The sequence below is a fragment of the Desulfobulbus propionicus DSM 2032 genome, assembly GCF_000186885.1.
GTDB classification, from domain to species: Bacteria; Desulfobacterota; Desulfobulbia; order Desulfobulbales; family Desulfobulbaceae; genus Desulfobulbus; species Desulfobulbus propionicus.
Map to the genome: position 1 here is coordinate 1,761,706 of NC_014972.1, position 26,621 is coordinate 1,788,326.

General features: G+C 64.8%; 16 protein-coding genes. 3 read left to right on the top strand and 13 right to left on the bottom strand.

Annotation, left to right across the window (positions count from 1 at the left end; all coding sequences use genetic code 11):
- Positions 1-7 precede the first annotated feature (7 nt).
- Positions 8-1,510 carry a carbon-nitrogen hydrolase family protein gene (locus tag DESPR_RS07675; protein ID WP_015724234.1) on the top strand — a complete coding sequence of 501 codons (1,503 nt, stop codon included), beginning with the start codon at positions 8-10 and terminating at the stop codon, positions 1,508-1,510.
- 116 nt (positions 1,511-1,626) lie between these two features.
- Here DESPR_RS07675 and DESPR_RS07680 read toward each other — a convergent pair whose 3' ends face one another.
- From DESPR_RS07680 to DESPR_RS07730, 11 genes are all read right to left on the bottom strand, one after another.
- The gene (locus DESPR_RS07680; RefSeq protein ID WP_015724235.1) at positions 1,627-2,031 is read right to left on the bottom strand and encodes a hypothetical protein; all 405 of its coding nucleotides are present in this window, start codon (positions 2,029-2,031) and stop codon (positions 1,627-1,629) included.
- A 220-nt stretch (positions 2,032-2,251) separates the two neighbouring features.
- Complete coding sequence (locus DESPR_RS07685) at positions 2,252-4,144, bottom strand: hypothetical protein (RefSeq protein WP_015724236.1); 1,893 nt, start codon at positions 4,142-4,144, stop codon at positions 2,252-2,254.
- 54 nt (positions 4,145-4,198) lie between these two features.
- Positions 4,199-4,771 carry a flavodoxin family protein gene (locus tag DESPR_RS07690; RefSeq protein ID WP_015724237.1) on the bottom strand — a complete coding sequence of 191 codons (573 nt, stop codon included), beginning with the start codon at positions 4,769-4,771 and terminating at the stop codon, positions 4,199-4,201.
- Positions 4,772-4,928: 157 nt separating this feature from the next.
- Positions 4,929-5,672: a hypothetical protein gene (locus DESPR_RS07695; protein ID WP_015724238.1), complete on the bottom strand. Its 744-nt coding sequence runs from the start codon at positions 5,670-5,672 to the stop codon at positions 4,929-4,931.
- A 1-nt stretch (position 5,673) separates the two neighbouring features.
- On the bottom strand, positions 5,674-6,333 hold the full coding sequence (locus tag DESPR_RS07700) for a potassium channel family protein (protein ID WP_015724239.1): 660 nt from the start codon (positions 6,331-6,333) through the stop codon (positions 5,674-5,676).
- Positions 6,334-6,343: 10 nt separating this feature from the next.
- The gene (locus DESPR_RS07705) at positions 6,344-8,362 is read right to left on the bottom strand and encodes a TrkH family potassium uptake protein (RefSeq protein ID WP_015724240.1); all 2,019 of its coding nucleotides are present in this window, start codon (positions 8,360-8,362) and stop codon (positions 6,344-6,346) included.
- An 89-nt stretch (positions 8,363-8,451) separates the two neighbouring features.
- A complete protein-coding gene (locus DESPR_RS07710) occupies positions 8,452-8,994 on the bottom strand; it encodes a septation protein A (RefSeq protein ID WP_015724241.1) in 543 nt (180 codons plus the stop codon).
- Positions 8,995-9,128: 134 nt separating this feature from the next.
- Positions 9,129-10,271 (bottom strand): glycoside hydrolase family 26 protein, encoded by a 1,143-nt coding sequence (locus DESPR_RS07715; protein ID WP_015724242.1) that lies wholly within the window; start codon positions 10,269-10,271, stop codon positions 9,129-9,131.
- Positions 10,272-10,284: 13 nt separating this feature from the next.
- Entirely contained in the window at positions 10,285-13,725 is a 3,441-nt protein-coding gene (locus DESPR_RS07720; RefSeq protein WP_052302077.1) for a trifunctional glycoside hydrolase family 18/polysaccharide deacetylase/glycosyltransferase family 2 protein, read from the bottom strand.
- Positions 13,726-13,929: 204 nt separating this feature from the next.
- A complete protein-coding gene (locus tag DESPR_RS07725) occupies positions 13,930-15,054 on the bottom strand; it encodes a YibE/F family protein (protein WP_015724244.1) in 1,125 nt (374 codons plus the stop codon).
- A gap of 73 nt (positions 15,055-15,127) precedes the next feature.
- Entirely contained in the window at positions 15,128-16,654 is a 1,527-nt protein-coding gene (locus tag DESPR_RS07730) for an alkaline phosphatase (RefSeq protein WP_015724245.1), read from the bottom strand.
- A gap of 287 nt (positions 16,655-16,941) precedes the next feature.
- Between DESPR_RS07730 and DESPR_RS07735 the strand changes: the two genes are divergently transcribed.
- Complete coding sequence (locus DESPR_RS07735; RefSeq protein ID WP_015724246.1) at positions 16,942-17,316, top strand: ArsR/SmtB family transcription factor; 375 nt, start codon at positions 16,942-16,944, stop codon at positions 17,314-17,316.
- 18 nt (positions 17,317-17,334) lie between these two features.
- On the top strand, positions 17,335-18,426 hold the full coding sequence (locus tag DESPR_RS07740) for an SO_0444 family Cu/Zn efflux transporter (RefSeq protein ID WP_425513485.1): 1,092 nt from the start codon (positions 17,335-17,337) through the stop codon (positions 18,424-18,426).
- An 11-nt stretch (positions 18,427-18,437) separates the two neighbouring features.
- Here DESPR_RS07740 and pbpC read toward each other — a convergent pair whose 3' ends face one another.
- Positions 18,438-20,789 carry a penicillin-binding protein 1C gene (pbpC, locus tag DESPR_RS07745; protein ID WP_015724248.1) on the bottom strand — a complete coding sequence of 784 codons (2,352 nt, stop codon included), beginning with the start codon at positions 20,787-20,789 and terminating at the stop codon, positions 18,438-18,440.
- The gene (locus DESPR_RS07750) at positions 20,786-26,569 is read right to left on the bottom strand and encodes an alpha-2-macroglobulin (protein ID WP_015724249.1); all 5,784 of its coding nucleotides are present in this window, start codon (positions 26,567-26,569) and stop codon (positions 20,786-20,788) included. Before DESPR_RS07750 ends, pbpC begins: the two co-directional genes overlap by 4 nt.
- Positions 26,570-26,621 lie beyond the last annotated feature (52 nt).

The window sequence follows — 26,621 nt, forward strand, 5'->3', positions numbered from 1 at the left end:
AGAAGCCATGTCCTTCCTCAAACTGGCTCTGATTCACAGCGCCGCCGAACACAAACAGACAGCCCGCAACCGTGACCGTTTGCTGGATCTGTTTCGCCAGGCCGGCGAGGCGGGGGCGCAACTGGTGGTGGCGCCGGAAATGGCGGTGTCCGGTTATTCGTTCGATAACCGTCAGGATATCGCCCCGTACACTGAAACCGCCTCCGGTCCAACCGTGACCGCTTTGGCTGAACTGGCGCGCCACCATGGCCTGTATGCCTGCATCGGCCTGGCTGAACGGGATGTCCGCTCCTCCATTTTTTACAACAGCGCCTTTGTGCTTGACCCGCAAGGCGTGCTGGTGTGCCGTTACCGCAAGATCAACGCCGAATATCGGTGGGCCTGCCCCGGCAACCCGCGGGCGGACAACACCTTTGTCACGCCTTGGGGACGGGTAGGCGTGCTGATCTGTTCCGATTCCTACCACAGTCTGCTGCCGCGAATCACCGCCCTGCGCGGGGCCGATCTCCTGCTCATTCCGGCCAACTGGCCGCCGACTGGCTTGGACCCGCGTGAAATCTGGCGAACCCGGGCCTTGGAAAACGGCATCGTTGTCGCGGCCTGCAACCGCACCGGCATGGACCTGGTGATGGATTGCCGCCAAGGACCCAGCGCGGTGTTTGATCCCCATGGGGCCACCCTGCTGAACTGCTCGTCGCCGGATTCACGGCTGCTGCTGGTGGACCTGCCCTTGAACGCTGATCGCCAGCTGGCCACCGCCCGGCGGCAACGCCTGGCACAACGGCGCATGGCGGATATCGGCGACTGTTACCTCAATCTGGCGGGTATCTCTGATCTTACCAGCTTTCTTCGTCTACCGCCCCCCGGACGTCTTGCCATCGAGTGCTTGGTCGCCCAATCTCCCGGCCAGACGATTGAGGAACTGACAACCGCACCACGATTTGGGGAAGAACAGCAAACCCTGCTGGTTCTCCCCGCAGGCGAGTACGGCGACGTGGCGCTCGATCGCCTGCAGACGTTGTGCGCCAAAACGGGGTTGAATATCGTCGTGTATCGCGAGGGCGAGAACGCCGGACTCTACTGGTTGGACGGCAAGGGAGAGCCTCGATGCTGGCCATGGCAGCGGCACCAGCCCCGGGAAACAGCCTTGCCCCGGATCGATTGCGGCTCGGCACGGGTACTGCTGGCGCCGCTTGCCGCCCTGCGCCATCCCGAACCGGTACTGGCCGGCGTCAAGCAGGGGTGCGACCTGGTGGTGACCAGTGAAGCGCACCTGTCGGCCGATGATCGGCTCATCGCCGGTGTCCGTACCATCGAAGGCCTGGCCGTGGCTGTTTGCGCCGGCAACGGCTCCGGCGTATGGATGACACCCGAAGGGCATCAGCGCTGGGAGGAGGTCTTGGCCGGTCCGGGAGAAAGCTGCCGTTATCTGCTCGACACCCATCGAACGCGCAAGAAGCGGTTTCAGGATCGGGTCGATTACGACCGGCTTCTGGCGAACGACGATTGATCAGCCGCACACCGGGGAAACAACAAGGGGCCTGATGATGCGGCGCGGCCGTTGTTGCCGAAGGGCAATACGATGCCCAAGAACAGGGCGGAAAGTACGGTGCCCCGGCCAGGTCTTCAATTGACCAGGAATCTGGCCTCCTGTTCCAGCCATTTCAAGGCGCGGCCATAAAATTTGGCTTCATCGAGCGGCACATTGGCAAACAGCGGCCGGGCTTCCAGGGGCAACTGATCGGAACAGAGGCGAATTTCACTCTCATCCCGGAAACGCAGCACCAGGGAACTGTCTTTTTTCAGCAACCCTTCCTCAAACACCGAAACGAGGATATCCGTGTTGAACACGGACAGCTCTTCATCCAGCACGGCGGAACGGAGGTCAATGACCAGTTCCCGGCACTGCGCCATGCCGAGCATGGTCTGGGCGATCTGGAGGATATCCCAGGCGGTGTCATCGGTTAATTCCCCCGTCACAACAATCGAATAGGCCGTACCGTCATTCTGCTTGCTGATTCTGAATCGCATGGCGTCCCTCCCGGTGAGTGTTTGCGTACCCTCTGTATTCATACAAGCAAAGATCACCGGTCAAGTACAGTAAAAATTTAGTAAAGATTCTCAGTGGTGAGCGGAAGAGATTTTCTCCGTGATGTGAGCCGGTTCACAGGCCATGACATATTGAGCGCAAAACGCTTGAGCAGCGCCGGCGAGTCGACAAACCAGAGCTTTGGCCACGATGTGCCGAGGATCAGCGCGGACCGCCGCCGGGGACAAAGGGATTGTAGTGGTTGGCCACCATGACCATCCAAGCCGTGGCGCAGGTGCTGGGGATGGGGTTGGCGTACCAGCCGAAGGGGATGGAATGGCGGCGGCTGGCGTAGAGATAAGGCCGGGTGGCGAGCGGGAAAAGGGAGCGGTAGCGCTGCGGCTGGCCGGGGAAGGGGGTGTCGGCGTAGGTGTCGACCCTGAGCCGTTCCATGGCGGCCAGCATCGACTGTTCGTCGGCGTGCAGGGTGTCGAGGAACGCGCGTGCCTGTTGTGTCCCTGGCGAGGCGGGGGACAGGGTGCGGTAATGGTCGATCAGACTGCGCACCATGGTGATGGCCCCGGCAGTCCATTCGACCGACAGCACCCCCTGACGGAAGCGGCCGGCCGCATCAAGGCCGTTCCCATCGCGGTCGGAGAAGCCCACACCCCACAAGGTGGTGCCTTCACCGTAACCGCCCCAGCCCTTGACCTGCTGCCAGGCCCGGTAGGCGGAACCGAAGCCGAACCAGCCGTCGATCCGCTCCGCGCCCAGGGCGGCGATGCCCCAGGTGGTGACATCCACCGCTTCAGCTTCCCGGGCCGGGCGCCAACGCTCCTTGGTCGCCGGATCGTCGGCATAACCACCTTGGACGAATGCACCGTCCTGCCAGGCATGGTGACGGAAAAAATGAAGCAGTCCCAAGGTGGTTCGACTGACACCCCCGCCACCGATCTCGCCGCCGTCGATCATCGCCCCGCTCAGGCGCAGGGCAATGTCGATGCGTTCCCGGTCGGCAGGCGAGAGGGTGTTGTCCTGTCGCAGGGTTGTCTCCAGGGTGGCGCGCAGCAGGCGCAGGCCTGCATAGAGGCTGATATTGTTTTCCACGGCCACAAAATGCGGATCGATCAATTGCCCGCCCTGGTTGGCCACCGTGCCCGCCGGTGCATGATAGACCGCTCCCAGGGACGATTGCAGGGCCGCAAAGGTTGGCAGCAGGGCGAGAGCGTTGCTCAGGGCTGGATCGTGCAACGGCACGAAGGCTGCTTTCCGCTCGACCCGGTAATGGAGATCGGCGGCCTGCAACGGCCCGAGCAGGAAGGCCCAGGCGTTTTCACCGGTGATCGGCTTCCAGTCGGTCCAGTTAACCGTGCCGGCTTGGTATTCGGGGTTCGGCGCCGGCAGGCCGGCGGTCTTGATCAGACGGGCGTAGAGGCTGGCGGCCAGGGGGTCGCGGGAGAGCCAGGTGCGCGGCAGCATGCGGAAGGAAAAGGCCCTGGCCGGCTCGGTGATCCGTTGGCCGTTGTAGACAAAGACCGGGCCGACGGTCACGGCGCGGGAGGCTCCGAACACAGGATAAGGGCTGTCGCCGCTGTGTGCTTCGGTCAGCAGCAGATTCTGGTTGCTGACCAAGCCATAGGGGTCCTGGCCGGGAGCCAGATCCAGGCGGTTGACGGTCCGGCCGAGCATGACCGCGATCTGCCAGGTGGCGGCATCGTAGATGCTGGCGCCGTTGTGCGTGTTGATCCGTTCGGTTTGCAGGTCGCCAGCCGACGATGGTTCCGGCAGCAGGGTGTAGGTGTGCGGATTGTAGACATCGACCACGGTACAGTCAGCCATGGCGCAAACATGCTCGCCCCAATAGGCGGCACTGTCGTGATAGCTGAGGGGCAGCTGCCGTCCGGCCAGCTTGCCGCTGGTGGCGGTATAGAGAATACCGCCCGCGTCCCGCTCGCTGAGGAGAAAACGGTAGGCTGCTTGCAGGTCAGGCGGCTGGGCCGCCGCTGGCAGGGCGCTGAACAGCAGCGGCGCCAACACGAGCAGGATACATGCTGCCCTCAGTCCGGCCGTTCGGCGCAGACGCTCTTCGTGACACGGCGTCATCCGGTCTTTCATCCCTGCCTCCATGGGTTGCGCATCAACGGCACCGAAAAAAATGGTGTTCTCTCCCTAGGGTTTGCGGCAGAGCTCCATTCCCAGTTGCAAGGCCCCGTCCATGAGTTCGTTCTTTTCGGCCACGGCGCCCTTGACCTCCACCCCCTGAGCGAGCAGTTCACCGCTGTAGCTGAATTCCATGGCGTCGAAGGCGTAGCGTACGGTCAGGCGGGCACCGTCGAAGATCTTGCCGCCGTCGGTGGCGGCCACGCTGACCATGTAACCGCGCCGGTACTCGCGTTCCGGCTTGATTTCGCCCAGGAGATACTTGCGGCACCACAGGGCCTGGCAGCGATCGATGAAGGCCTTGGTCTGGGCCGTGACCCCGTAGAAATAGATGGGTGAACCGATGACGATGCGGTTGGCGGCGTCGATCTTGCGATATAGCAGGGTCATGTCGTCCTTGAAGATGCACTCGCCCTCGTTTTCGCAATGGCCGCAACCGGTACAGGGATGGATGACCAGATGAGCCAGGTGGATGTGTTCGGCCTTGTGGCCGGCGCGGACGATGCCGCGCTCGATCTGTTCCAGCAACAGGTCGGTGTTGCCGTGCTTGCGAGGACTGCCGTTGAAAATGAGGATATTCATGGGATCGCTCTTTCAGGATTTCTGTTCCGGAACGGGACAAGGGATCGGGGCGCGTCAACGGAGCCACCTTAAAGCAAGAACAGGACAAAATCCAATGTTTTCCTCGTTGCGCCCAGCACTGGCAGGAGTAGGTGCCTGGCCACTGTCGATGCCATGATCAGTCGCTATCTGCTCTGCAAACCGGGGTACGGCGATGCACTGAGGCCAAGTCAGAGAAGGTGGCGGGAGCAGCCGGCGTTTGCTCCCTGGCCTGCCACTGATCGAGCATCTCGTTGATTCCGGTATACACGGCAACCACGTCCTGGGGAAGATCGGCGCCGGTGCAGCGGCGCATGGTCTCGCCGTTGCGATGGGCAACGATGACCGCGTGGATTTCTTCAAGCGGCTGCACCACCCGTCGGGTCAGACTGCGGATGAAGATGATTCCCGCCAGGAAGGCCGACATGGCCATGAACGCCACCCCCCAGGCACCGCTGCGGCCCAGGTGCTGGGCATGCCGGTCGGCGACGGTCATTGCCTCGCGGTTGATGCTGCCCAGCAGCACGATGGCCTCCACCGTGATGCGGCGGGCTTCGGGATCGCCGTTGAACAGGGCGGCGCGGTGCGTCTCGATCCGTTGCAGCGGGGCCGGTTCCAACGCTTCGGTGATGTTGGTCCTGGCCCGTTCAAAGGCGGACTTGAAGACCTCGCGTTGCTGCGGGGAAAAGGGGCCGCTCCGGTCCACTTTGGCCATCAGGGCCAGCATATCCTCGCAGGCCTGCAACGACCGTTCGTTGCGTTCGATGATCATGGCGATGGCCGGCGCCATGTGCGAAAAAATGGCGATGGCGCCGACAGCCATGAGCAGATTGAGGCCGACGAGAATCCAGGCTCCCACCCGGACAGCGTGAGCAAGCCGCATGTCAGACACCTCGGGTCAGTTTGGGGATGGCCGATTCGCTGGAAACGATGATCAGCCGGTCATCGGCCTCCAACGGTGCATGGGGATCGGGCTGGAGGACCCGGCTGGGCGCGCCGCGGCGCACGGCGACCACCATGACCCCGAATCGGCGCGGCAGGGCAAGCTCGACCAAACTCTTGCCGATCATCGACGAATGGATCGACATCTCGGTGAGATGCAGGTCGTCGCCCAACGGCATGTCGGAGATTACCTGCCGGTTGAGCAGGCGATTGGCAAAGCGTCTGCCGAATTCTTCTTCCGGGGTGACGACCAGATGCGCGCCGACCAGCTGGAGAATGCGCCGGTGCATGGCGTTGTTGGCCCGGCCGATCACCCAGGGTGCCCCCATCTGGCGGAGCAGGGCGGTGCAGATGATCGACGCCTCCTTTGAGTCGTCGCCGATGGCGCAAACCGAGCAGTCGCGTCGTGCCGGCTGCAATCGGGCCAATTCGCTTTCGTCGGTCGCGTCGATCATCACCGCCTCGGTGACAAAGGCGGCAGCCTCGTCCACCAGATTTTTCCGCCGATCCACCGCCAGGACCTCCGCCCCCTTTTCCGACAGGGTGCGGGCCAACGACATGCCGAATTGTCCGAGTCCGATGATGAGTACTTGCTGGGTCATGGGGAATTGGTCAGGTTAAGGTGATGCGGGCATCGGGACACCGGGAGCCGGTGGCCTGAAGATCGCCGCTCAGGAGGGTGAACAGCGTCATCGGACCGATGCGGCCGATGAACATGGTCAACATGACGATGATTTTTCCTATTTCGTCGAGATGGGGCGTCACGCCCAGCGACAATCCCACCGTGCCGAGAGCCGAGGTTGCCTCGAAGATCAGCGCTCGGGCGGGCAGCGGCTGGGTGAGTACCAGGGCCATGACCATGACCAGCCAGATCATGGCTCCGGATGCCAGAACGGTGATGCCGCGATTGATGACGCTTTGCGGAATCCTTCTGTTCTGGGCGATGACTTCGTCGCGGCCGGTGATGCAGGCCCAAAAGGTCATGGCCAGGATGCCGACGGTGGTGGTCTTGATGCCGCCCGCGGTACCTCCCGGACTGCCGCCGATGAACATGAAGCTGAGCATGATCAGCAGGGTCGGGCTGAGCACGTTGCCCAGGTCGATGGAATTGAACCCGGCAGTGCGCAGGGTGACCGATTGAAACCAGGCGTTGTGCAGTTTGTCGGGCAGGGAAAGCCCATCGAGGGCGTTGTGCCATTCGAACATCAAAAAACACAGCGTTCCGGTGAGCAGCAGGGCGGTGGTGGTCACCAGGGCGATGCGCGGGGCGAGGGCAATCTTCTTTCCCCGGACCCACTGGGGAAGAAGCAGACAGGTGGCCGGGGCCAGGCCGCCGAGCACAATCAGGGCGGCCACGGTATGCAGGACCAGCGGTTGGGACTGGTAGGGCACCAGGTTGGCGCTTTGCAGGGCGAATCCGGCGTTGCAGAAGGCGGAAATCGACGTGAACAGCCCTTGCCACAGGGCCTGGGGCAGGGAATCGGCCGTGTCGAGAAAACAGAGGGACAGCAGAACGGCGCCGGCCAGTTCGGTCAGCAGGGTGAAACGGACAATGGTCAGCAGGGAGTCGATCAGGTCCTGATGGCTGGTTTCGGTCAGGGTGGTCAGCAGCCGTTCCTGGCGCAGGCTCAACCGCTTGCCCATGGCGTGCAGGGCCACGGTGGTGAGGGTCATGATGCCGAAGCCGCCCAGTTGGATGAGCAGCAGGATGCATCCCTGTCCCAACAGGGTGAAGTCCCTGGGGGTGTCGAGCACGGTCAGGCCGGTGACGCAGACCGCGCTGACCGATGTGAAGGCGGCGTCGACCAGGGTGATGCTTTGTTCGGTGGTCGCCCAGGGAAGCTGGAGGAGCAAGGCACCGGCGAGGCACAGGACGAAAAAAGTGGTGATCAGCACCCGGGCGGGATGATTGAGAAAGGGTTCCCACCACTGCTCCCGGGGCTCCAGTCCGGAGGTCGCGCCGGGCAGAAAGAACAGGGTGGCCAGGCCGAGGCAGAGCGTGACCAGTTGGCCGCATCCGCTGTACAGGCCGATGCCGCTCACAGCCAAGGCCGTAAGGGGCAATAGCGCCCAGCTCAACCGCGCCGGTCCTCGATGGGCTGTCCAGATCCAGTGAAGCACCACGAGCTGGGTGAGGATCGTCGATCCCGCCACGGCCGCATCGCCGATCCAGAGCCGTGCGGGGTTGAGGGCAAAGGAAGCCAGGGTCAGGAGCAACGAGGTCCAAACCGCGCTCCTGGCTCGTTGCAACCGTCTGTAAACGGCATGGCCACGTTGTTCAACCAGGTTGTGCGGCGCAAGCTCGCTGAGGAAATATCCGGCCTGCATGACGACCACCGCCCCGATCAGGGCCGACAAGGGCTCGGTGGCAAAAGCGGGGAAACCGGCGAGGGCGCATCCGACCAGGGCCAGGAAGCCGAACAGTTTGCCCAGACGGAATTGCCGTGACAGCAGGAGCGCCGCAGCCAGACAGGCGAGGGCGGCGACGAGGGCGGCGGCCCGGCTCCAGGGCGGCGATCCGGCGGTGCCGACTAGGCAGGTGAGAAGCGGGGGCAGCGGGACCAGGGACAACAGGATGCCTTCGATTCCGGCCTTGGCTCGGGAGGGGCGCGATGCAACGATCAATTCCACGGCGGGTGTCCTTGGGCAAGCGGGCAGCGCTGGTCAACGGCGGCTGAGGTTGGCACGGCCGGCGATGCGCAACGGGGGCGGAAACAGGCTTATCCCTTGTTGTCGGAGGTATCCAGATACCGCGATAGATAGAGGGACTGGAGGACAATGAACACCAGGGTCAGACCGAGCATGCCGAACAGTTTGAAGTTGACCCAGGTATCACTGTCAAAAAAGGTCATGACATAGAGATTGGCCGCGCCCATGGCCAGAAAAAAGACTACCCAGCCGAGGTTGAGGCGGCGCCAGATGGGTGTCGGCAGGGTGATGTTGCCGGCCAGCATGCGTTCGACCGCGGTCTTGCGGCCGACCAGCTGGCTGGCGAGGAACACCCCGGCGAAAATCCAGTTGATGATCGTCGGCTTCCATTTGATGAATTGTTCGTCATGGAGGTAGAGGGTCAGGCCGCCGAAGACGACGATCACCGCCAGGGTGACCAGCTGCATGGCCGCCACGGTGCGGGTTCTCACCCAGAGAATGGCGATCTGGACAAAGGTGGCGGCGATGGCCGCCGCAGTGGCCACGTAGATGTCGAACAGCTTGTAGGCGAGAAAAAAGAGCAGGATCGGAAAGAAATCAAACAGCAGTTTCATGGAGCACCAGACGGTTGTCGCAAGCGGTTGGCAAGGAAAATGGAATGGGGCATCATACCGTTTTCAGTGGCCGGGGCGCAAGAAGCATCGACAAGGCTCCCTTGCCGCCGATCCTCCCCCGCGCCATGCACCGGTCAGGGCTTCGCGGCCTGCGATTCGAACCGAGGCCGGTCGATCCAATAGGGGGCCGCCACGCCGCGCCGATAGGCATCCAGGGCCTCGGGCGACGAGTTGACCCGTAGGTTGCTGTAACTGCCGTCGGCGTTTTCCCACCGTTCATGCCAGTAGACCGCCAGCCGAACCCGTGGGTAATGGGTGGGCAGAAGGCGGAAGGCCTCGGCGATGAATCCGGCCTTGTCGCCCGGAGGAAACTCGCCCACGCCCCATTCGGCGAGAAAAATCGGTTTGTGCGCATCCAATTGACTGATCTCCCGGTAGGGTTCATCCATCATCCGGAAAAATTCGGCCCAGCCCTCGGCTTTGTTCATCTTGCCGTAGACGCTCAGTCCCAGCCAGTCGACATAGGCCGATCCCGGATAATAGCTGGCCATGCGGTTCCATGCGTTTCGGGGCGTGCTGAAGTTGTTGGCGTGAAAACCCCACCGCACATTGGTCGCCCCCTGCCTGCGCACCCGGTCGACCACATACCGGTAGGCCTGTTTGAAGGTTTCGGGCCCCTGATACAGGGGATGGCCGTCCCGGTGGCCGATGACCTTGCCCCCGCCGTAATAACAGCCGGACCAGGGAAACCAGGTGCCGTTCATCTCCAGGCCCCAGGTCACCAGCAGGTGCCGGCCGTCGTCGCGCGCCGCCATGGCCCAGGCATCGATGTACCGATCCCATTTGCCGGCCAGGATATCGAGCAGTTTGAATCGGTCCGGTCCCTTGCCCTCTGCGTAGGGCTTGTCCCACGGCGACCAGAAAATAAGCGGCACGGCGCCGTACTTGGCGACAATGCGCACCGTTTTGGCGGGAAAGGCCTGATCGCCCCAGAAATTGCCAAAGGCCACCACCGCCAGATGTTTGCCGGTCATCCGTTCAAAGCCGGTCAGGGCATCGTAGGTGACTTCGGCCTCTCCCTCGCCAAAATCCACATAGGCGCCGGTGTAGGCGCCGTTGACGGGCATGACCAGGGTGGCCGGTTCCTTGGCTGCTCCGATCGGTGCCGTCTTGCCGCTGGGGAGGGAATCATCCCGACACCCTTCGATGAACAGGGCGGCCAAACAAAGGGTGACAATGACCACAACGCGTTGCACAGCTTGTTTGTTGATCGGCATGCAGCCTCCCATGTCAGGTTGTGTAGGGGACCGAGGCGGTGCGGTCGAGTTTGCCCCAGCCGACCCACACCCCTTTGAGGGCCCTGAGAATGGCCTTGATCACCACGTAATTGAGCACCGGGCGATAGACAAAGCGCATCGGCAGCACCAGCCAGATCTGGGCGAGTGGTTCCCGTTCGACCCGACAGGCCACCGCGGCCAGCAGCAGGTCGGCGGCGAGGAACACCAGAAAGTAGACATACAACAGGGGGTTGGCCGGACTGATCAACAGGGAGAGTAGCAGGAGCAGGTCGATGATCGAGCCGAGGGCCACGAGAACGATGTTGAACAACCAGGCGCTCGGCAGGCTGAACCAGCCCAATGCCTTGAAGCGGGGATGGAACAGCAGCTCCCGGTGTTTCCACAGGCATTGCAGGGTGCCGAAGGCCCAGCGGAATCGTTGCTTGGCAAAGGCTCGCAGTGTCTCCGGGGCCTCGGTCCAGGCGATGGCCCGGGAGGCGTAAGCGATGCGGAAGCCGCTTTTGTGCAGGGCCAGGGTGAGGTCGGTGTCCTCGGCCAGAGTCTCGGCGCCGATGCCGCCGGCCTCGGCAACGGCGCTCCGTCGCAGGGCGCTGACCGCGCCGGGTACCACGGTGATGCAGTCGAGCAGGGCATAGGCCCGGCGATCGAGGTTGAAGCCGCAGGTGTATTCCAGCGACTGGAAGCGGGCGAACAAGGTGCGGGGATTGCCCACCCGTGCCCGGCCGCTGACCGCGCCCACCGTGGGGTCGGCAAGGGGGTGCACCAGATGACCGATGGTGTCGGGGGTAAACTGGGTGTCGGCGTCCAGGGTGACGATGATTTCGTGTCGGGCCGCGTCCAGACCCGTTCGCAGGGCCACGGCCTTGCCGCGATTGGCTTGCCGGAGCAGGCGGATGCGTTCATCCTGGGCGGCCATGGCCATGACCAGGGCGGCGGTGTCGTCCTGGGAGCCGTCGTCGACCACCAGGATTTCCATCGGTCCCGCGTAACAGGTGTTGGTGACCGCCCGCAGGGTGTCGCCGATCACCTTGACTTCGTTGTAGGCGGCGATCAATACCGTGACCGGCGGGACAAAGGCTGCCTGTTTGGCGGGCAGAACCGCTGGGTCGAGCCGGCGGCTGCGAATGGCCAGCCAGGAGACGGCCAGGGTCTTGACCACGGTCAGCAGGGTGGCCACGACCATGAACGCCCAGAAGAAATTGGTCAGTTCATGCATGGCGGTGAAGCCGCTTTCGCTGATCATCCGGGTCAGGGTGGGGCGGTCGGCGGGAACCGGCGGCATCAGCTGCTCGGCCGGAATGCCGACCAGCTCGGGCAGGGACAGCACCCGGTCGCCCCGGGCCTGAAGGTAGTCGATGATCGCGGGCAAGGCGGCCACGGTCTGGCTGCGGTCGCCGCCGGCATCGTGGAGCAGGACCACGCTGCCTCCCTGGCTGCGGCCCTGCTGGATGCGTTCGAGCATTGTTTCCACTCCGGGTTCGGCCCAATCCTCGGGGTCGATGTCCTCGGTGACCGTTACATACCCCATGGCCTGGGCCAAGGCGATTGGCACCAACTCTTCGGGATCGTGCGGGTTGGTGTCGGCGTTGTAGGGCGGCCGGAACAGGGTGGTGGAATGGCCGGTGATCGACTCGATCAACCGCTGGGTGGCGTTGTATTCGAGATGGGCGCGTTCCTCGGAGACCAGGGCGATGTTGGGGTGGCTGTAGGTGTGCACTCCGATCATGTGGCCTTCGCCGACGATCCGGCGGACCAGGTCCGGATGGTTTTCCATGTTGGCGCCGATCATGAAGAACGTCGCCTTGACGCCGCGCTCCTTGAGGATGTCGAGGATCTTTGGGGTCCATTTCCGATCCGGTCCATCGTCAAAGGTGAGGACGACGCCGTCGGCCGGCCCCCGTCCTTGATGAAGGAGCGTCAGGGTGCTGGGGAAGGTCTGGTAGGTTTCCTCGATCCGCCCTCCGGAAGCTGCCTTCCGATCGAAGTGGATGCGGCGGAAACCGTCGCTGCGCTCGTCGGTCAGGGTGATCAGGTTGCCCTGGCCGATATGGGCGATGCTGGCTTCGGCCGGGATTCGTTCCAGTCGGGCGAGATCGCTGCCGCGCAGGGGAATGGCGGTGGGGCGGTCGAGGACGTCCCAGATGCCGGGATCTTCCGTGCCCAGCCGGCTGATGGCGATGCCGCCCACCCGATGTTCCCGGGCAACGGTGAGCTGGTTGAGAAAGGTGATGGCGTCGAGAAACCAGACGGTGTGGACCGTGCCGCCGTCCTCGTAGACGAACGACGGGTTGGCCGACGACGGGTGGAAACGGCAGGCGGTCTGCGCCGAGCGGCGGGCGCGGGCCATCACGTCCACGAAACCGATCTGCTCGCCCTGACCCTCTCCAGCCGCCCAATCGTAGCCATACGATCCCTGGGAGATGATCCATTGACCGGGTGTGCCGTAGCCGCCGACCAGGGTAGAAAGCCAACCGGTGAAGAAATCCCGCGAGGCGATCGGACCCGGTTGGTCGGACTCGGCGTGTTCGTCGTGGAGCATGGCCACGAAATGGTCGACATGGCGGCTCAGGGCATCGAGGTCGAAGACCTTCAATTCCCGGCCGATGGGCACGCACAGCCACAGCTGCATGTCCTCGTCGTGCAGGGCCTCGGCCATGCGGGCAAGAAAGCGGCTCATGTTGTCGCGGTAGCTGGGGTCGACCTGCTGCCAGTCGAGCACCACGCCGCCTGCGCCCGTGTCGTTCAGCGCGGCGATTAGCCGGGACAGGAAGGTGTTCTGCCGCTCGGCCGGACCGTTGATCACCCCTTCCACCGCCTCGGGCAGCCAGGTGTCGCCGTCGCCGAGATTGCGCAGCAAGGGCATGAGCACCACTCCCTGTTCCCTTGCCACGGTGAGCACCGGCTCGTCGCTGGTGGCCGTGAACCGGCCGGATCCGTCCCTGAGTTCGAGCCAGTCCGGGCAGAGATGGGTCAGCCTGCCGGCGTGGGCCTTGAGGGAATCGAGGCTGTTTGGATCCCACCCCTCATAAAAGCCAAGCCGGATTTCCCTGTCGTGGCCCAAAACGGTGGCAGGAGCGGGCGCGCTGGTGTGAATTGCCGGCGGATGCTTCCCGGGGTTCTTGTCCCGCTTGGCATAATCCAGCCACAGCGGCTTGGGACTCTTCTGGCCGTGGGCGGTGGTCTGCAACGCCTTGAGCCGGGACGTCAACTGCTCCACGGCGGGCGGCATGTTCAGGCGCGAGGGCAGGATCAGGGTTTGGACAAAGAGGACAACCGCGGTGAAGAGCAGCAGTCCGCAGGCAAAGGACCACCGACGGAACCGGGGCCAGCGTTTGCCGCGCCGGTCGAGAAACACAAAGGATTCTCCGACGGCGTGGTGGGCGGCCGCAGAAGATGGGGGCGAGCCGTTGCCCGGCGGCGAAGGTGTGGTCATCGCGATTCAAGAAATTCCGGCGGATGGTTATGCGCGGAACGGTTTGCGGTTCATGGAGGCCCGGGTGTGGCGCGTCGGTCGAGCCGATGGTGGCACTTGGATGAAAAAGCGGCGGAAAATACCGCGGCGCGAAGCGTTTTTCAATGGAGAATTGTCAAGGAAAAGCGGGAAAAAAGAATGGCGGGACGCGGCCAGCCGTCGGGCTTAGGGAGCCGTCGGCTGACCGTGGCGATAGAGCAGGGCGGCAATGACCACGGTGCAGGGGGCCACGGCAATCACTCCGAAACTGCCCACCAAGATATTGAGGACTTCGGCGGCGACAAAGGGGGCGTTGAGCAGGTTGGCCGGCGGCAACCCCTTGGCGAGGAAGACCATGAACATGGCGATATGGCTGCCCGAATAGGCGAGCAGCAGGGTGGTGGTCATGGTGCCGGTGACCGCGCGGCCGACCCGCAGGCCGGAGCGCATGTGCTCGATCAGGCCGATCTCCGGATGCCGGTGCTTCAGTTCGTCCATGGTGGCGGCGATGTCCATGGCCAGGTCCATCACCGCCCCCGAGCAGGCGATGAACACGCTGGCCACGAAGATGTCGGTCAGATTGAGATGCGGGTAGCCGGAATAGAGCAGCATCTCGGCAAAGGGACGGACCGCGCCGTGCAGGCGGAAGCCGTGGGTGAACAGGGCGGCCAGGCCGCAGGTGAGCAGCAGGCCAAGCAGCGAGCCGGCAAAGGTGGCCAGGCCGCGACGGGTCAGGCCGCCGACCGAGAAACAAATCACTGCGGTCAACAAGGTGACGATCCCCAGGCCGGTGGCCAGAGGCGGATAGCCGAGCAGCAGCAGGGGGAAAAAAAGTTTCCACAGCACCAGGGCGGCAAAGATGAAGGAAAGTCCGGCCTTGAGGCCGGTGACCCCGGCCACGGCCACCAGCAGCAGGGCGAACAGGCCGACGAGAAACAGTTGCAGCCCCAGGCGATAGGCGCCCCGGGCCACGGCATTGACCGGCTGCCCCCCGGGTGCGCTGTATTCCACCAGGATGGTGGTGCCGGGCTGGTAGAATTCGTCGAGTTCCATCTTGCCGGTGAGCATGTTGACCACCTCCAGCTCCTGGCCTTCGTGCGGCCCGGCAAGCAGGCGCACCCGCAGCAGCTGGACATTGGTCTTGACGATCAGATGGGTGCGTACTTGGGAGTTGTCGACGCCGGTGACCAGGGCGCGGCAGCGGATGCCGCTGGGCGCCGGCGGGATGCGGGCCAGGTCGAGAAAGGCGAGGACGAGGCAGAGACAGGCGATGATCAGGGAAAAGAACAAATCGCGGCGGATGGCGGACATGAGCGGTACCGGGAGAACGCCCGCGGCGCCGCACAGGGGGCTCGGCGCTGCGGGACGGGGGAAAGGGGACGGGTTAGTTGACGGTTGCCTTGACAACGGGCAGGGGCTGCCAGATGCCCATGGCCATCTGCTTGGCGATGTCGGTGTTGTCGTAGAACCCGGCAAAACGCTGGGCTTCCGAGCCAACGGCAAAGACCGGCACCGGCACGCCGGTATGGGAATAGGAGGTCCAGCCGATGCTGGCCCGTTCGTTGAGAATATGGGTGATGGTGACGATGATCGGTTCATAGCCGCCGTAGAGCAGCTTGTTTTCTGCCTCGCTGTTGTCGTTGCTGCCGCTCATTGACTTGTCGTAGGCATCCTCGAGTTTTTTCTTCTGATGGTCGTTCAGGCTGTCCCACGCCAGACCAAAGACGCTCTCCATCAATCCCAGCATCTCGCCGCTCGCCTCCAGGTTGTTGGGCGCGGTCCAGCTGTAGCCGTCCTTGTTGGCCGCCTTGTGCGCTTTCCACTGGTTCATGCCAAAGGCCTGGAAACTGCTCGTTTGCTTGAGCAGGCGGTCGTAATAGCCGCTGTAACCGGTAGTGGCGTGGCCCACCGACATGCCGCCGGTCTCGTGGTCGCCGGTGACCACGATCAGGGTTTGGCTGGGATGCTTGCGGTAAAACTCCAGAGCCACGCCGACTGCGTCGTCAAAGTCCAGGGTGTCGCCGATGGTGGCCATGGCGTCATTGGCATGACAGGCCCAGTCGATCTTGCCGCCCTCGACCATGAGAAAAAAGCCGTCATCCTTGGGAAACCAACCGCCGTGCTTGCCCTCTTTTTTCCTGGTGAACAGCGAATTGATGGCCACTTCGGTCATCTCGGCCAGACTCAGGTTGGTCTCCGGTCGGTCAATGGCATAGGGCATGGCGGCGCTGTCCTGGAGGGTGGGGTTGATGCACACCACCTTGCTCTTGGGATTTTTTTTCAACGCGAGGATCGCTTGCCGGTCGTTGAGGACGGTATAGCCGTTGGCCTGCATCTGGGCGGTGATGGTTTGCGCCTCGGAGGCCGCCAGGCCGCCGCCGCCAAAAAAGTCATAGCCGGAGGCAGCCATCTGCCGGGCAATGGCGTTCATGTCCCCGCGGCTGGGCACGCTGGCATAGAACGAGGCCGGGGTGGCGTGATCGAGCGACACACTGGAAATGAGACCGACGCGCTTGCCCTTTTCCTCGGCCAGTTCGGCGATGCTTTTGTATTTGATGGTTTTTTGATCGTTCATGCCGATGACCCCGCTCTGGGTCTTGACGCCGCAGGCAAAGGCGGTGCCGGCCGAGGCGCTGTCGGTCATCAGGGCGTGGGCATCGTAGGTGGTCTGCATGCCCAGCACCGGGAGCTTGCTCATGTTCAGCCGGTTTTCCGCTTTGAGCAGGTCGGCGGCCTCGGTGGCCGAGCCGCCGTTCTTGGTGGTCAGGTAAGCCTCGGCCGCCTGAATCTGGGCGCTGGACATCCCGTCTCCGACAAAGAAAAAGACGTACTTGGGCATGGCGGCCCAGGCCGGCGCGGCTGCAAGGCTCAACACCGCGCAGGCGGCGCAGATCAACGTTCGTTTGTGCATTGTTCCCTCCTTGATGGGTTGCATTTTCCTGGTGATCCAGTCGCGCGGCGAGGAGCACGCCTTCCCCTGTCCGCCGCTGGAGCGGTCATCGGCGAGAGCGCCGTCAACCGCCTTCACCATGCCGTGCCAGGATGAGGATTGTGTTTGCCTTCTGCTACAACCGTGTCAGGTTTCGGATAAAAACGACCAGCAACTGGAAATGACAGCCTTGACTTTGCCATGTTCCCCGGTTATTTTTGTACTGGTTTGAATATGAATATATGTTCAGATATAACATAATAAAAACGATGACCAAAACACTCGAACACGACGACCAGGACGATTTGTGCGGGGTACGCTGCATCCACAAGGAGCGGATCGGCGCGGCCCGTGAACAGGCCCTGACCGATACGGAATACGAAACCATGGCCGTCCTGTTCAAGGCCATGGGCGATCCCAACCGGCTGCGGATTCTCTGGGCCCTGGGCGCGGGCGAGATGTGCGTCTGCGATCTGGCGGCCCTGTTGACCAGCTCCGAGTCGGCGGTCAGCCACCAACTGCGCCTGTTGCGCCAGATGGCCCTGGTCAGCAACCGGCGCCAGGGGCAGGTGCTCTACTACCGGCTCAACGACGATCACGTCCACACCCTCATCCATCAAGCCCTGGACCACGTCCGGGAATAACCCTTTGCCTTTGGTTCGATCATGCACTTCGTCTCTGAAATGACTACGGCCGCGTGGACCCTGCTCGAACAGTCCTCGCTCTACATTCTCTTCGGCCTGCTGATCGGCGGCCTGCTGAAGATGGTGCTTTCTCCCGCCTATGTCGCCGCCCATCTGGGCAAGGGCCGGTTCAAGCCGGTGTTCAAGGCCGCCCTGCTGGGCGTGCCCATTCCGCTCTGCTCCTGCGGGGTGCTGCCGGCGGCGGCGCAGTTGAAGCGGCAGGGCGCCAACAACGGCGCCACCACCGCCTTTCTCGTGTCTACCCCGGAATCGGGCGTGGATTCCATTGCCGTGTCCTGGGCCCTGCTCGACCCGCTGATGACCGTGGCCCGGCCGGTGGCGGCCTTTTGTTCCGCCTTTGTCGCCGGGGTGATGGAAAACCTGCTCGATCCCAACGCCAACCGGCAACCGATGCGCATCCTGCCCATGGCCTCGGCGCCGGCCGCCGCCTGTGCGGGAACGGAGTGCGGCTGCGGGCACGAGCACCCCACACTGCCGGCCGCGGGCTGGGGGCAGAAGCTGGGCCAGGGAGTGCGTTACGCGGTGACCGACATCTGGGGCGACCTGGCCGGCTGGTTTTTTGTCGGCATCGCAGTGGCCGCCTGCATCACCGTGTTCATCCCCGATGACCTGATCACCCGTCATCTCGGGGGCGGCATCGGTTCGATGCTGCTGATGCTCCTGATCGGCATTCCCCTGTATGTCTGCGCCACCGCCGCCACGCCGATCGCCGCGTCGCTGATCCTCAAGGGGGTCAGTCCGGGCGCGGCCCTGGTGTTCCTCCTCGCCGGACCGGCCACCAATGTCGCCGCCCTGGCGGTGTTGGTCAAAATCCTGGGCAAGCGAGGAGTGGCCGTCTACCTGGCCTCGGTTTCGGTGGTCAGCGTGCTCTGCGGGCTGCTCCTCGACGGCCTCTATATGTCGCTCGGAATCTCGGCGGCGGCCACCATCGGCGAGGTCGCCGAATTCGTGCCCCATTGGCTGATGACCGGGGCCGCCGTGGTCCTGCTGCTGCTCTCCCTGCCGCTGATCAGCCGCTGGTTTTCTCTCAAGGGGTGTCGGCTGGCATAACCATCCTCTGTCTATGGGACAAAGGCCACTTCCAGGGTCCGGCTGGCACCGCGGCCCTGATCATCGACTACGCTCACCTCGTACCGTCCCGAGGCGGCCGGCCGCCAAGGCAGGAAGCCGTCGCGCCGGCTGCTGCCCAGATAACGGGTGTCGGCAAACCAGTACATCCGCTGGGCGTCGCCATCGATGGCCGCGCTCAGCTCGATGGTTTCCTCAGGTTTGGACAGGCGCAGGGTGTACGTCACCCCGGTCAGCGGCGAATTGAGCCGGGGCGGATCGCCCTGGTTGCCCATGGCCGGCGGTTGATCGCAACCGGCGGCCGGCTCGGGCGGCTGGCGGCGTGCCAGTCCGGCGTCGCGGAACAGGCGCTGCAGATCCGAGGGCCAGAATGCAAACACCTCCAGCCGGGTCACCGCCGGATCAAACGGCGGGCAAGCGGCCTGGCCGGTGCGGCTGTCGATCATCACCGGCCGGTGCAGGGTGGAAACGCGAATCGGCGATTTACCGGGAATAAACCAGGTGACGGCGGTTTGCGGGCACCAGCGGTTGGGCAGATCGCCCGAGGCGGCGCACACCTCGATCCGGGTCAACCCTGGCGGAGGTTGATCCGCTTGGGGTGGCTGGAGGCGACGGGTCAGCGCCAGGGCGTCAACCAGGCGGAAAAAGAGCGGCGCCGCCGCCTGGATGCCGACAAAGGCCGGATTGGGCTGCCCGTCGAAGTTGCCGATCCACACCGCCAGCACATAGTCGCCGGTCAACCCCACGGTCCAGGCATCGCGAAAGCCCCAGGAGGTGCCGGTTTTCCAGGCGGTCGGCCACAGGCCGTTGTCCCGGCGGTCAGGGCGCGGGTTGCGGCGCAGCATGTCGCGCACCAGAAAGGCGGCCTGGGGCGAAAGCAGCCGGGTGCCGGGGAGTTGGGGATCGTCCTGCCGGTAGCGCAGCGGCTTGAGCAGACCGCCGTTGGCGAGCATGGCGTACAATTCGGCCAGTTCCTCCATGGTCAGCTCGCCGCCGCCGAGTGCCAGGGCCAGACCGTAATGGGCCTCAGAGCGCAGGCGGGCGACGCCGGCGGTGCGGAGCAAATCGTGCAGGGAAGGGCGCTGGACGCGGTTGGCCAGCCAGATGGCCGGGACGTTGCGGCTGCGGATCAAGGCCTCGGTGGCCGAGATCGGACCGACAAACCGGCCGTCGAAGTTTTCCGGCTGAAAAGGGCCAAAGGCGGTGGGCGCGTCGCTGAGCATGGACAGCGGATGGATCAGTCCCTGGTCAAGCGCCAGGCCGTAGAGAAAGGGCTTGAGGGTCGAGCCGGGCGAGCGTTTGGCGAGCACGCCGTTGACCTGGCCGTGGAGGACTGGGTCGAAATAGTCGGCCGAGCCGACCAGGGCCCGGACGCCCATGTCGCGGCGGTCGACCAACAGGGCCGCGGCGTTGGCCATGCCGAGATGGCGCCGTTCGGTGAGGTACTGACGCATCAGTCGTTCGAGCAGACCCTGCAGCGAGCTGTCCAGGGTGGTGTCGATCACCTGCCGCCGGCCGGTCTCGCGCACCAACAGATGGTCGGTGAGATGGGGGGCGAGGTAGGGCAGATGGCCACGGCGCAACCCCTTGATCTCCTGGTCGGCCAGGATCGTCTCCGGCGATTGCTCGGGATGGCGGACACGCCATGCCTGGGCCAGCCGTCGGCGGGCCTGTTGCTGTTCCGCGCCGAAATCCGACCGCTTGGTCGGGTTCTGCGGCATCACCGCCAGGGCCAGGCTTTCCGCCACCGTCAATTGGCTGGCGGTCTTGGCAAAGTAGATTCGGGCCGCCGCCCCCAGTCCTTCGATGTTGCCGCCCATGGGTGCCAGGTTGCAGTAGGCTTCCAGCAATTCCCGTTTGCTGTGGCGCGCCTCCAGCCAGAGGGCAAGCAGGATTTGCTTGAGCTTGCCGGAGAGGGTGCGGGTGTTGAGGCGGTGGAGCCGTCGCGCCAGTTGCATGCTCAGGGTCGATCCCCCCTGGCGCTCGCCCCGGACATAAGTGGTCCAGGCGGCGCGCAACAGGGCCTGGAGGTTGACTCCCGGATGGAGGTGAAAAAAACGGTCCTCCTTGAGCAGGATGGCCTCCACCGCCGCCGGGGCGATCTCGTCCAGACTTGTCCAGAGGCGGTACTGACCGTCTCCGGCCAGGGTCAGGCGCAACACCGTACCGTCCGCGGCGCGGAGCAGGCGTGAACAGGGGATGGCGGGGCCCAGCGGTTCGGCCGGCAGCAGTTGCCTCAGCCCGATGCCGGCAAAAACGGCGAACCCGATAAAAACGGCTGTTGCCGCCAGCAACCGTCGGCCGCGTTTGTCCGGCCCGCCGCCGGCGCCGAGAGAGCGGCTCACGGCTCGACAATGATCAGCGTGCCGCCCTCGCCCCGCCCTTGCAGGCCGCGTTCGTACATGCCCTCGGCATAGGGCGGCGGCGTGCGGAAGGTGCCCGCGTTGGTGGCCCGCACCCTGTAGTCAAAGGTGGCGACATCGCGCGACAGCCCGGCGTAGAGTACCACCCGGTCATCGCGGGTATCGACGAACGAGGGCTCCCAGCCGAGCTTGACCATGCCGGCGGAAAGGGGCTCGGCATCGTCCTCCCGGCCGCCATTCTCCTCGCCTTCGATGACCTCTTCCATGGGTTCGGCCGCAAGGCTGACCACCGGTTCCACGCCGCCCGGCAGCAGATCGACGATGGCGATCTCGCCAAGCCGGTCCCGCTCTGTGGCCCGCAGCTGCAACCGCACGGTGAACTCCTCGCCCACCTTGACCTGAGTCAGCGGCTCGCCGGCGCCGTTCAGATAGTCGCGCCGGATCTCGATGCCCTGCCGCAGGGCTGCCTCCGGCGGATTGCGGTCGAATCCGGCCTCGGTCAACTGGTAGAAGGCCGGCAGCCGCGCGTTTTCCTTGCGCACGATCACCTTGGCCCAGTTGACGGGAATTTCGGCCAGCGGCGGCCGGCCCATCAGGGGCAGCGGTTGGCTGGAACCGTCGGCCAGGCCGGCCTCGATGTGGAACGGACCGCTTGTGGGCACGGTCGCCTGGCCATAGAGGTCAAAGGCGCGGATCAGCAGGGCCGCGGACAGCGAGTGGTAGTGGTCGGCCGACAGCTCCCGTCCCAGGGCCGGCAACAGATCCGGCGGCAGCGCGGCCAGCCGATCGGGAAAATGGCGGGCCAGCAGGGTCAGCAGTTCCGCGTCGTGGCAGAGCGGATCGCTGAATAGGGCAAACGACGCCTCGGCGGACGGGGCCAGTGTCTTCCAGGGCACCCCGGCGATCAACTGTTTGGCATCGCGATCCTTTTTGAGCAGGGCCTGACTGGCGGCCAGGTAGGCCGCGGTCAGGTCGGCGCGCCAGGTATCGCGATGATGCCGCTCCAATTGCTCCATGGCCGCCGCCAGGGCCGTACTGGTGACCGTGCCGGTGCGGGTGAGCAGATAGATGGCCCGGGCCTTGGTCCGCAGTTCCTCCAGCCCTTCCACCGGCCCGTGGGCGATCCGCTCCAGATAGGCGCGGCTCTGTGTCTCCAGGTCCCGGGGCACGGCCGCGCCGCGCTCGCTGGCCTCGAGGAGGAAATCCCCGGCATAGACCGAGATCTCCGGTTGCACCTCCAGATTGGTCGCCCATTGGCCAAAACCGCCGGCTTCGTTCTGCCGCTGGCGGAGGAGGGCAAAGGCGTCGGCAAGGGGCTTGAAGCCGGGCCGGGCTAGTTCCTCCGGCGTGGCCATGACCAGCGGGGGCATGGCCCTGGACAGCAGCTGTTCGGTGCAGCTGTAAGGATACTGCGCCAAATAGGTGCGCAGTCCCTGCGCCCAGGCCAGGGGCGAATGCTCCACGCCCACATGGACGGTGCGGTGTTCGGCAAACAGATCGCGCTGCGGCTGGAGGCTGAAGGCCGCCTCGGTGAACAGCCCGGCCCGCAGGGCTGTCCGGTAGGGCGTGGCCGGACGCACCGAGAGGGTTTCGCTGATCCGGGTCATGCCCTCGGGACTGTCGCCGACAAAGACCAGTTCCGCCGAGCCCAGCGTGTCGGTGGCCTGGAGCCGGAAGGTGGCGACCCCTTCCCGGTTGGGGGCCGCCTCGATCTGTTGGCGGGGCTCACCCACCACCCGCAGACCCGGTCCGGTTTCCAGGCGCAGGTCGAGCCGGCCGACTGTCCGTTGGTTGTTGAAGGCGCCGGTGCTGACGGTGAACTGGTCGCCCGGGGCGACAAAGGCTGGGATGTTGGGGGTCAGCACCCACGGACCGCGTATCTCGGCGCCGCTTTCGGCAACGCCGATCCGTTCCCGGGTAACCGCCACCGCCATGATCCGCAGCCGGCCATTGAACCCCTCCGGCACGGTGTAGCTGAAGGTTCGGCCGGTGGCGGGCACGTCCACCACTCCGGACCAATAGGCCACCGGACCCTGTCGCTTGCGTTTGAACGGATTAAGATGGGAACCGATCGCCTCCTCGCCGTCGCCGCCGGGCGCCGCCGCGGCCAGCAGCCGGCTGTATTCGGGCAGGATCAGGCTGAGGATCTGCGAGGTCTGCACATCGAGCATCCGCTTCTGAAAAAAGCGGCCGAGCGGATCCGGCGTCTTGTAGCGGGCCACCTGGAGAATGCCTTCGTCCACGGCAAAGACCACCGCTCGGGACGCCTCGCCGGGAGTCAGCCGCATGGTCAGCTCCTGGCCGGGCTTGATCAGCTCCGGCGCGCTGAGGGCGAGCGGCAGCCGGCGCGCCTCCAGGGAAACGCCGAACGGCGCCACTCCGGAGGAGAGCGGGCTCATGAACACTTCGGACGAGTTGGGGTCGCGCACGAACTGGACGTTGACATAACCGTTGCCCTCCAGATCCCGGGGCACGGTGATGGTCTGCACGCTGCTGCTGGTCTCGGCCTTGAACCAGCGATGGGCGTAAACCCGGTCCCGTTCGATGGTGATCAGACCGGCGCCGGTGTAAGGAGCGCGCAGGCTGATCTGGATGGTCTCGCCCGGTGCGTAGCTCGTTTTATCTAGCTTGATCTGCAGTTCGGCGTTGCGTTCCAGCGATCGGCTGAGGTTGGCGGCGCCGGCCACGGTCCAGCCGATGCGGTTGAGCACCGTGCCCTTGGGGTCGCGAATTTCGTAGGCAAAATCACCGGGCTCGGCCGTGGGCAGGGCAAGCTCGGTCCCTTCCTTGGCGAGGGCGATCGGCGCGGCATGGCGCAACACCTCCTTGCGCCGCGATTCGTACTTATAGGTGCCGCTTGGCTGCTTGACCAGCACCGACACGTGCCGGTATTCGACCAGGGCCAGGGTTAGTCCATCCACCGGCACCGGTTCGAGGGCGGGGTTCACCGCCAGCCAGCGGCAGGTGCGGGCCGCTCCCTTGGTTACATACTCCAGCGGGTCGGGGCTGTGCACCCCGATCAGATAGGGCGCGGCGGACACCAGGGTTTCCTGTTCGGCGGCCACGCCCCGGCCGCCCTCGGCCTCGAAGACCCGGGCGGTCAGGCGGAGGCGATAGGTGGCCTGGGCAAAACGCTGCAGGTTGGGGGCTAGCATGGCCTCGCCGTCAGCCGAGGTCCTGGTCGCGGCCAGGGCTTCATCCACCCCCTCCTTGAACACCTCCTCGACATGGAAGCGGTACTGCGGGAAGGGCTTGAAGGCGGGCAGGGCCGGGGAAAGGCGCATGCGGGCCGTGACCCGGCGATCCGAGGCATCGGCGCCGAACAGGTGACGGGCCTTGACCAGGGGGGTGACCATGTCCGGCCGCAGCCAGCCGGCGGTGGGCGCTTCGGCCAATCGGAGCTCCACCTTCATCCGATCCGGCTCGAATTCGCGGACGGTGAAAGTAGCGCTGTTGATGAATGCGGCCCGGCGGTTGTTGTGCACCAGATAAAGCGAAACCGTGTACTCGCCGCTGGGCGCGGCGCCGCTGCTGGCAAAATCGACCCCGTCAAAGCCGCTGGCCGTGCAGGCACGCCGCTGATTCCAGGCCACCAGCCCCTTGGGATCGGTGATTTCGATCTCCACCGGCATGCCCTCGATGGGCGTCTTCCAGTCCGCCGGCCGGAGGATGGCGCCGATGTGGACCGTTTCTCCCGGCCGGTAGAGGCCGCGATCGGTGAACAGGTTGGCGGTGATCTGCTCCGGGCTGTCTTCGTTGACCGCGCCACCGATGTCGAAACGGGAAAAATCCACCTGGTGCTCGTCGCGGCCCAGGGGCAGGAAAGAGAGGTCGTTGCCCTGGGAGGCGACCACCATGATCGGCGTTTTCTCCCGCTTGAGCTCGTTCATCTGCGCGAACCGGACATGGCCGCTTGGATCGGTGGATCCTTCGGCCACGGCCAGGCCGTTGCGGCCCACCACCTCGACCTTGGCGCCCGCCACCGGCAAGCCGCTGGCAATCGACTGGACAAAGACCTCCTGGCCGCCGTCCAGGGTGCGCTTGCTGATCAGGCCCAAGTCGGTCACCAGCAGGAAGCGGCGGTCGCCGTCTTCCCCATCGTGGACATAGTCGCTGTATTCGCGCTGGGGATGGCTGGGATCAAAGGGGGTCAGGCGGAGGACGAACACTCCGCGCCGGCCTCCTCCGTCACTGAGGTAGGCCCCGAGGTCGACCGCGTCGTACAGGGGCTTGGCCGGATCGATGGCGCCGAACTCGCGGGTGTAGGTCATCCGTTCCACCAGTCGGTCGAAATCGTCCGCATAGACCGAGGGGCGGGCAAACCGGTTGTCATTCTGATCCACGATTTGGTGCAGCTGGCCGGGGAGCAGACGGGCCACCTCCACCCGGACACCCGGCACGCCCTGGGCCATGAAACCGATCCGCCGTTCGCCGCGCAAACTCATCAGCGCTCCGTCGCCCAACAGTTTGAGCACCTTGGGGTACTCGCCGGTGAACAGGATCTGGGGTGTCGCTTCCTTGGACAGGTAGCCGCCGGCCGCCTCCACCCGTTCGTCGATCCTGACGAAGATCTGCCGCTTGACCGGGGCACGGAAGATGAAGCTGTGGTGGCTGTTGTGCGGTGCCGCGCTGGGCACCAGGGTCAGGGGCAGGGGATCCGTGAGGTCGGCTTCGCTGAAGCGTTCCAGCCGCCAGCCGTGGGCGTCCTTTCGCTCTGGCAGCAGCCAGGCATGTACATGGCGGGCGATGACCTCGTCGCTCACCGGAAAGGAGCTGTCCACCATCAGCACCTGCTGGGGTTCGCCCTGGGGGCTGTTGACGTAGCGCACCTCCAGGTTGGAGAAGGTCAGCTGGTAGCGGCCGGGCACGGTCACCGCCTGCTCGATCGGCTGCGGGCTGCGGTTGCCGCCCTTGACCGTGGCGATGCCCTTGTCCAGGGTCAGGGTGATCGGAGTGGATTCCAGGGGCACGGCCAGCGGCGCCGAATGGATGTAGGCATGCAGCCCGGTCTTGTCCAGGGTCAGGGTCCAGGGCTCCTTGCGCGCGTCGCGAAAGGCGAGGCCCGCCCCCAGGGTGAGACGGATGGCGTCGCGCAGGCTGGGCGCGTCGACCGGATGGGAAAAATCCACCGTGGCCACCAGCTTCTTGAGCGAGCCGTCCTCCGGATCCTGGTACAGTTCCCCCGTCTTGACCGCCACCGCAAAGGGCGCGCTGCGGAAGGGCAGCTGGTAGGCCTTGAGCAGCACGCTCGGGGCGAGGAACTCCCGCTTGGCCAAGGAAAGGGTGAAGCCGCCATCCACCGGCCAGTCGGTATCGGGCCGGAATTCCAGGGTGCGGTCGTCGAGCCAGCGCCAGGTTCCGGCCAGGGCCGGTTCCAGCCGCACGCCAGAAGTCACCGTTTTGCCCACCAGGGCCAGCGGCGCGGCGGATTCGGCGAACCGGACACGCAGCGGCGCGACGGCTGCCGGGGCCTTGGCGTAGTCGGTGAGGGCCGGCGGTTCGATTTCCAGGTCAACGGTATGGGGCTGGGGGAGATGGCTGTACCAATGCCAGCCATGCCAGCCGCCGGCCGCCGCGGCCATCAGGGCCACCAACAGCGTTCCGGCCAGCAGCGGTCGCTTGCCAAGTCGGATGCATCGTGCGCCGATCCACAGCAGCCACGGCGGCGGCTGCCAGCCGATGCGGCCGAACAGGATGGCAAGAATTGTGCGCAGGCCGCGCAGGAGAACAACTAGGGGAGCGGGCAGAGGGGGGATCTTCATGGGCGCACCATGGGAGAAAAGGGGAAGGGAGGAGGCACTCGGTCGAGCGACG

What these genes read in the sequence shown, in the direction of transcription:
- DESPR_RS07720 (WP_052302077.1), bottom strand. Translation starts at nt 13,725, where the DNA reads ATGACCACACCTTCGCCGCCGGGCAACGGCTCGCCCCCATCTTCTGCG.
- DESPR_RS07695 (WP_015724238.1), bottom strand. Translation starts at nt 5,672, where the DNA reads ATGCGGCTTGCTCACGCTGTCCGGGTGGGAGCCTGGATTCTCGTCGGC.
- DESPR_RS07690 (WP_015724237.1), bottom strand. Translation starts at nt 4,771, where the DNA reads ATGAATATCCTCATTTTCAACGGCAGTCCTCGCAAGCACGGCAACACC.
- DESPR_RS07735 (WP_015724246.1), top strand. Translation starts at nt 16,942, where the DNA reads ATGACCAAAACACTCGAACACGACGACCAGGACGATTTGTGCGGGGTA.
- DESPR_RS07750 (WP_015724249.1), bottom strand. Translation starts at nt 26,569, where the DNA reads ATGAAGATCCCCCCTCTGCCCGCTCCCCTAGTTGTTCTCCTGCGCGGC.
- DESPR_RS07715 (WP_015724242.1), bottom strand. Translation starts at nt 10,271, where the DNA reads ATGCCGATCAACAAACAAGCTGTGCAACGCGTTGTGGTCATTGTCACC.
- DESPR_RS07675 (WP_015724234.1), top strand. Translation starts at nt 8, where the DNA reads ATGTCCTTCCTCAAACTGGCTCTGATTCACAGCGCCGCCGAACACAAA.
- DESPR_RS07700 (WP_015724239.1), bottom strand. Translation starts at nt 6,333, where the DNA reads ATGACCCAGCAAGTACTCATCATCGGACTCGGACAATTCGGCATGTCG.
- DESPR_RS07680 (WP_015724235.1), bottom strand. Translation starts at nt 2,031, where the DNA reads ATGCGATTCAGAATCAGCAAGCAGAATGACGGTACGGCCTATTCGATT.
- DESPR_RS07685 (WP_015724236.1), bottom strand. Translation starts at nt 4,144, where the DNA reads ATGAAAGACCGGATGACGCCGTGTCACGAAGAGCGTCTGCGCCGAACG.
- DESPR_RS07730 (WP_015724245.1), bottom strand. Translation starts at nt 16,654, where the DNA reads ATGCACAAACGAACGTTGATCTGCGCCGCCTGCGCGGTGTTGAGCCTT.
- DESPR_RS07710 (WP_015724241.1), bottom strand. Translation starts at nt 8,994, where the DNA reads ATGAAACTGCTGTTTGATTTCTTTCCGATCCTGCTCTTTTTTCTCGCC.
- DESPR_RS07725 (WP_015724244.1), bottom strand. Translation starts at nt 15,054, where the DNA reads ATGTCCGCCATCCGCCGCGATTTGTTCTTTTCCCTGATCATCGCCTGT.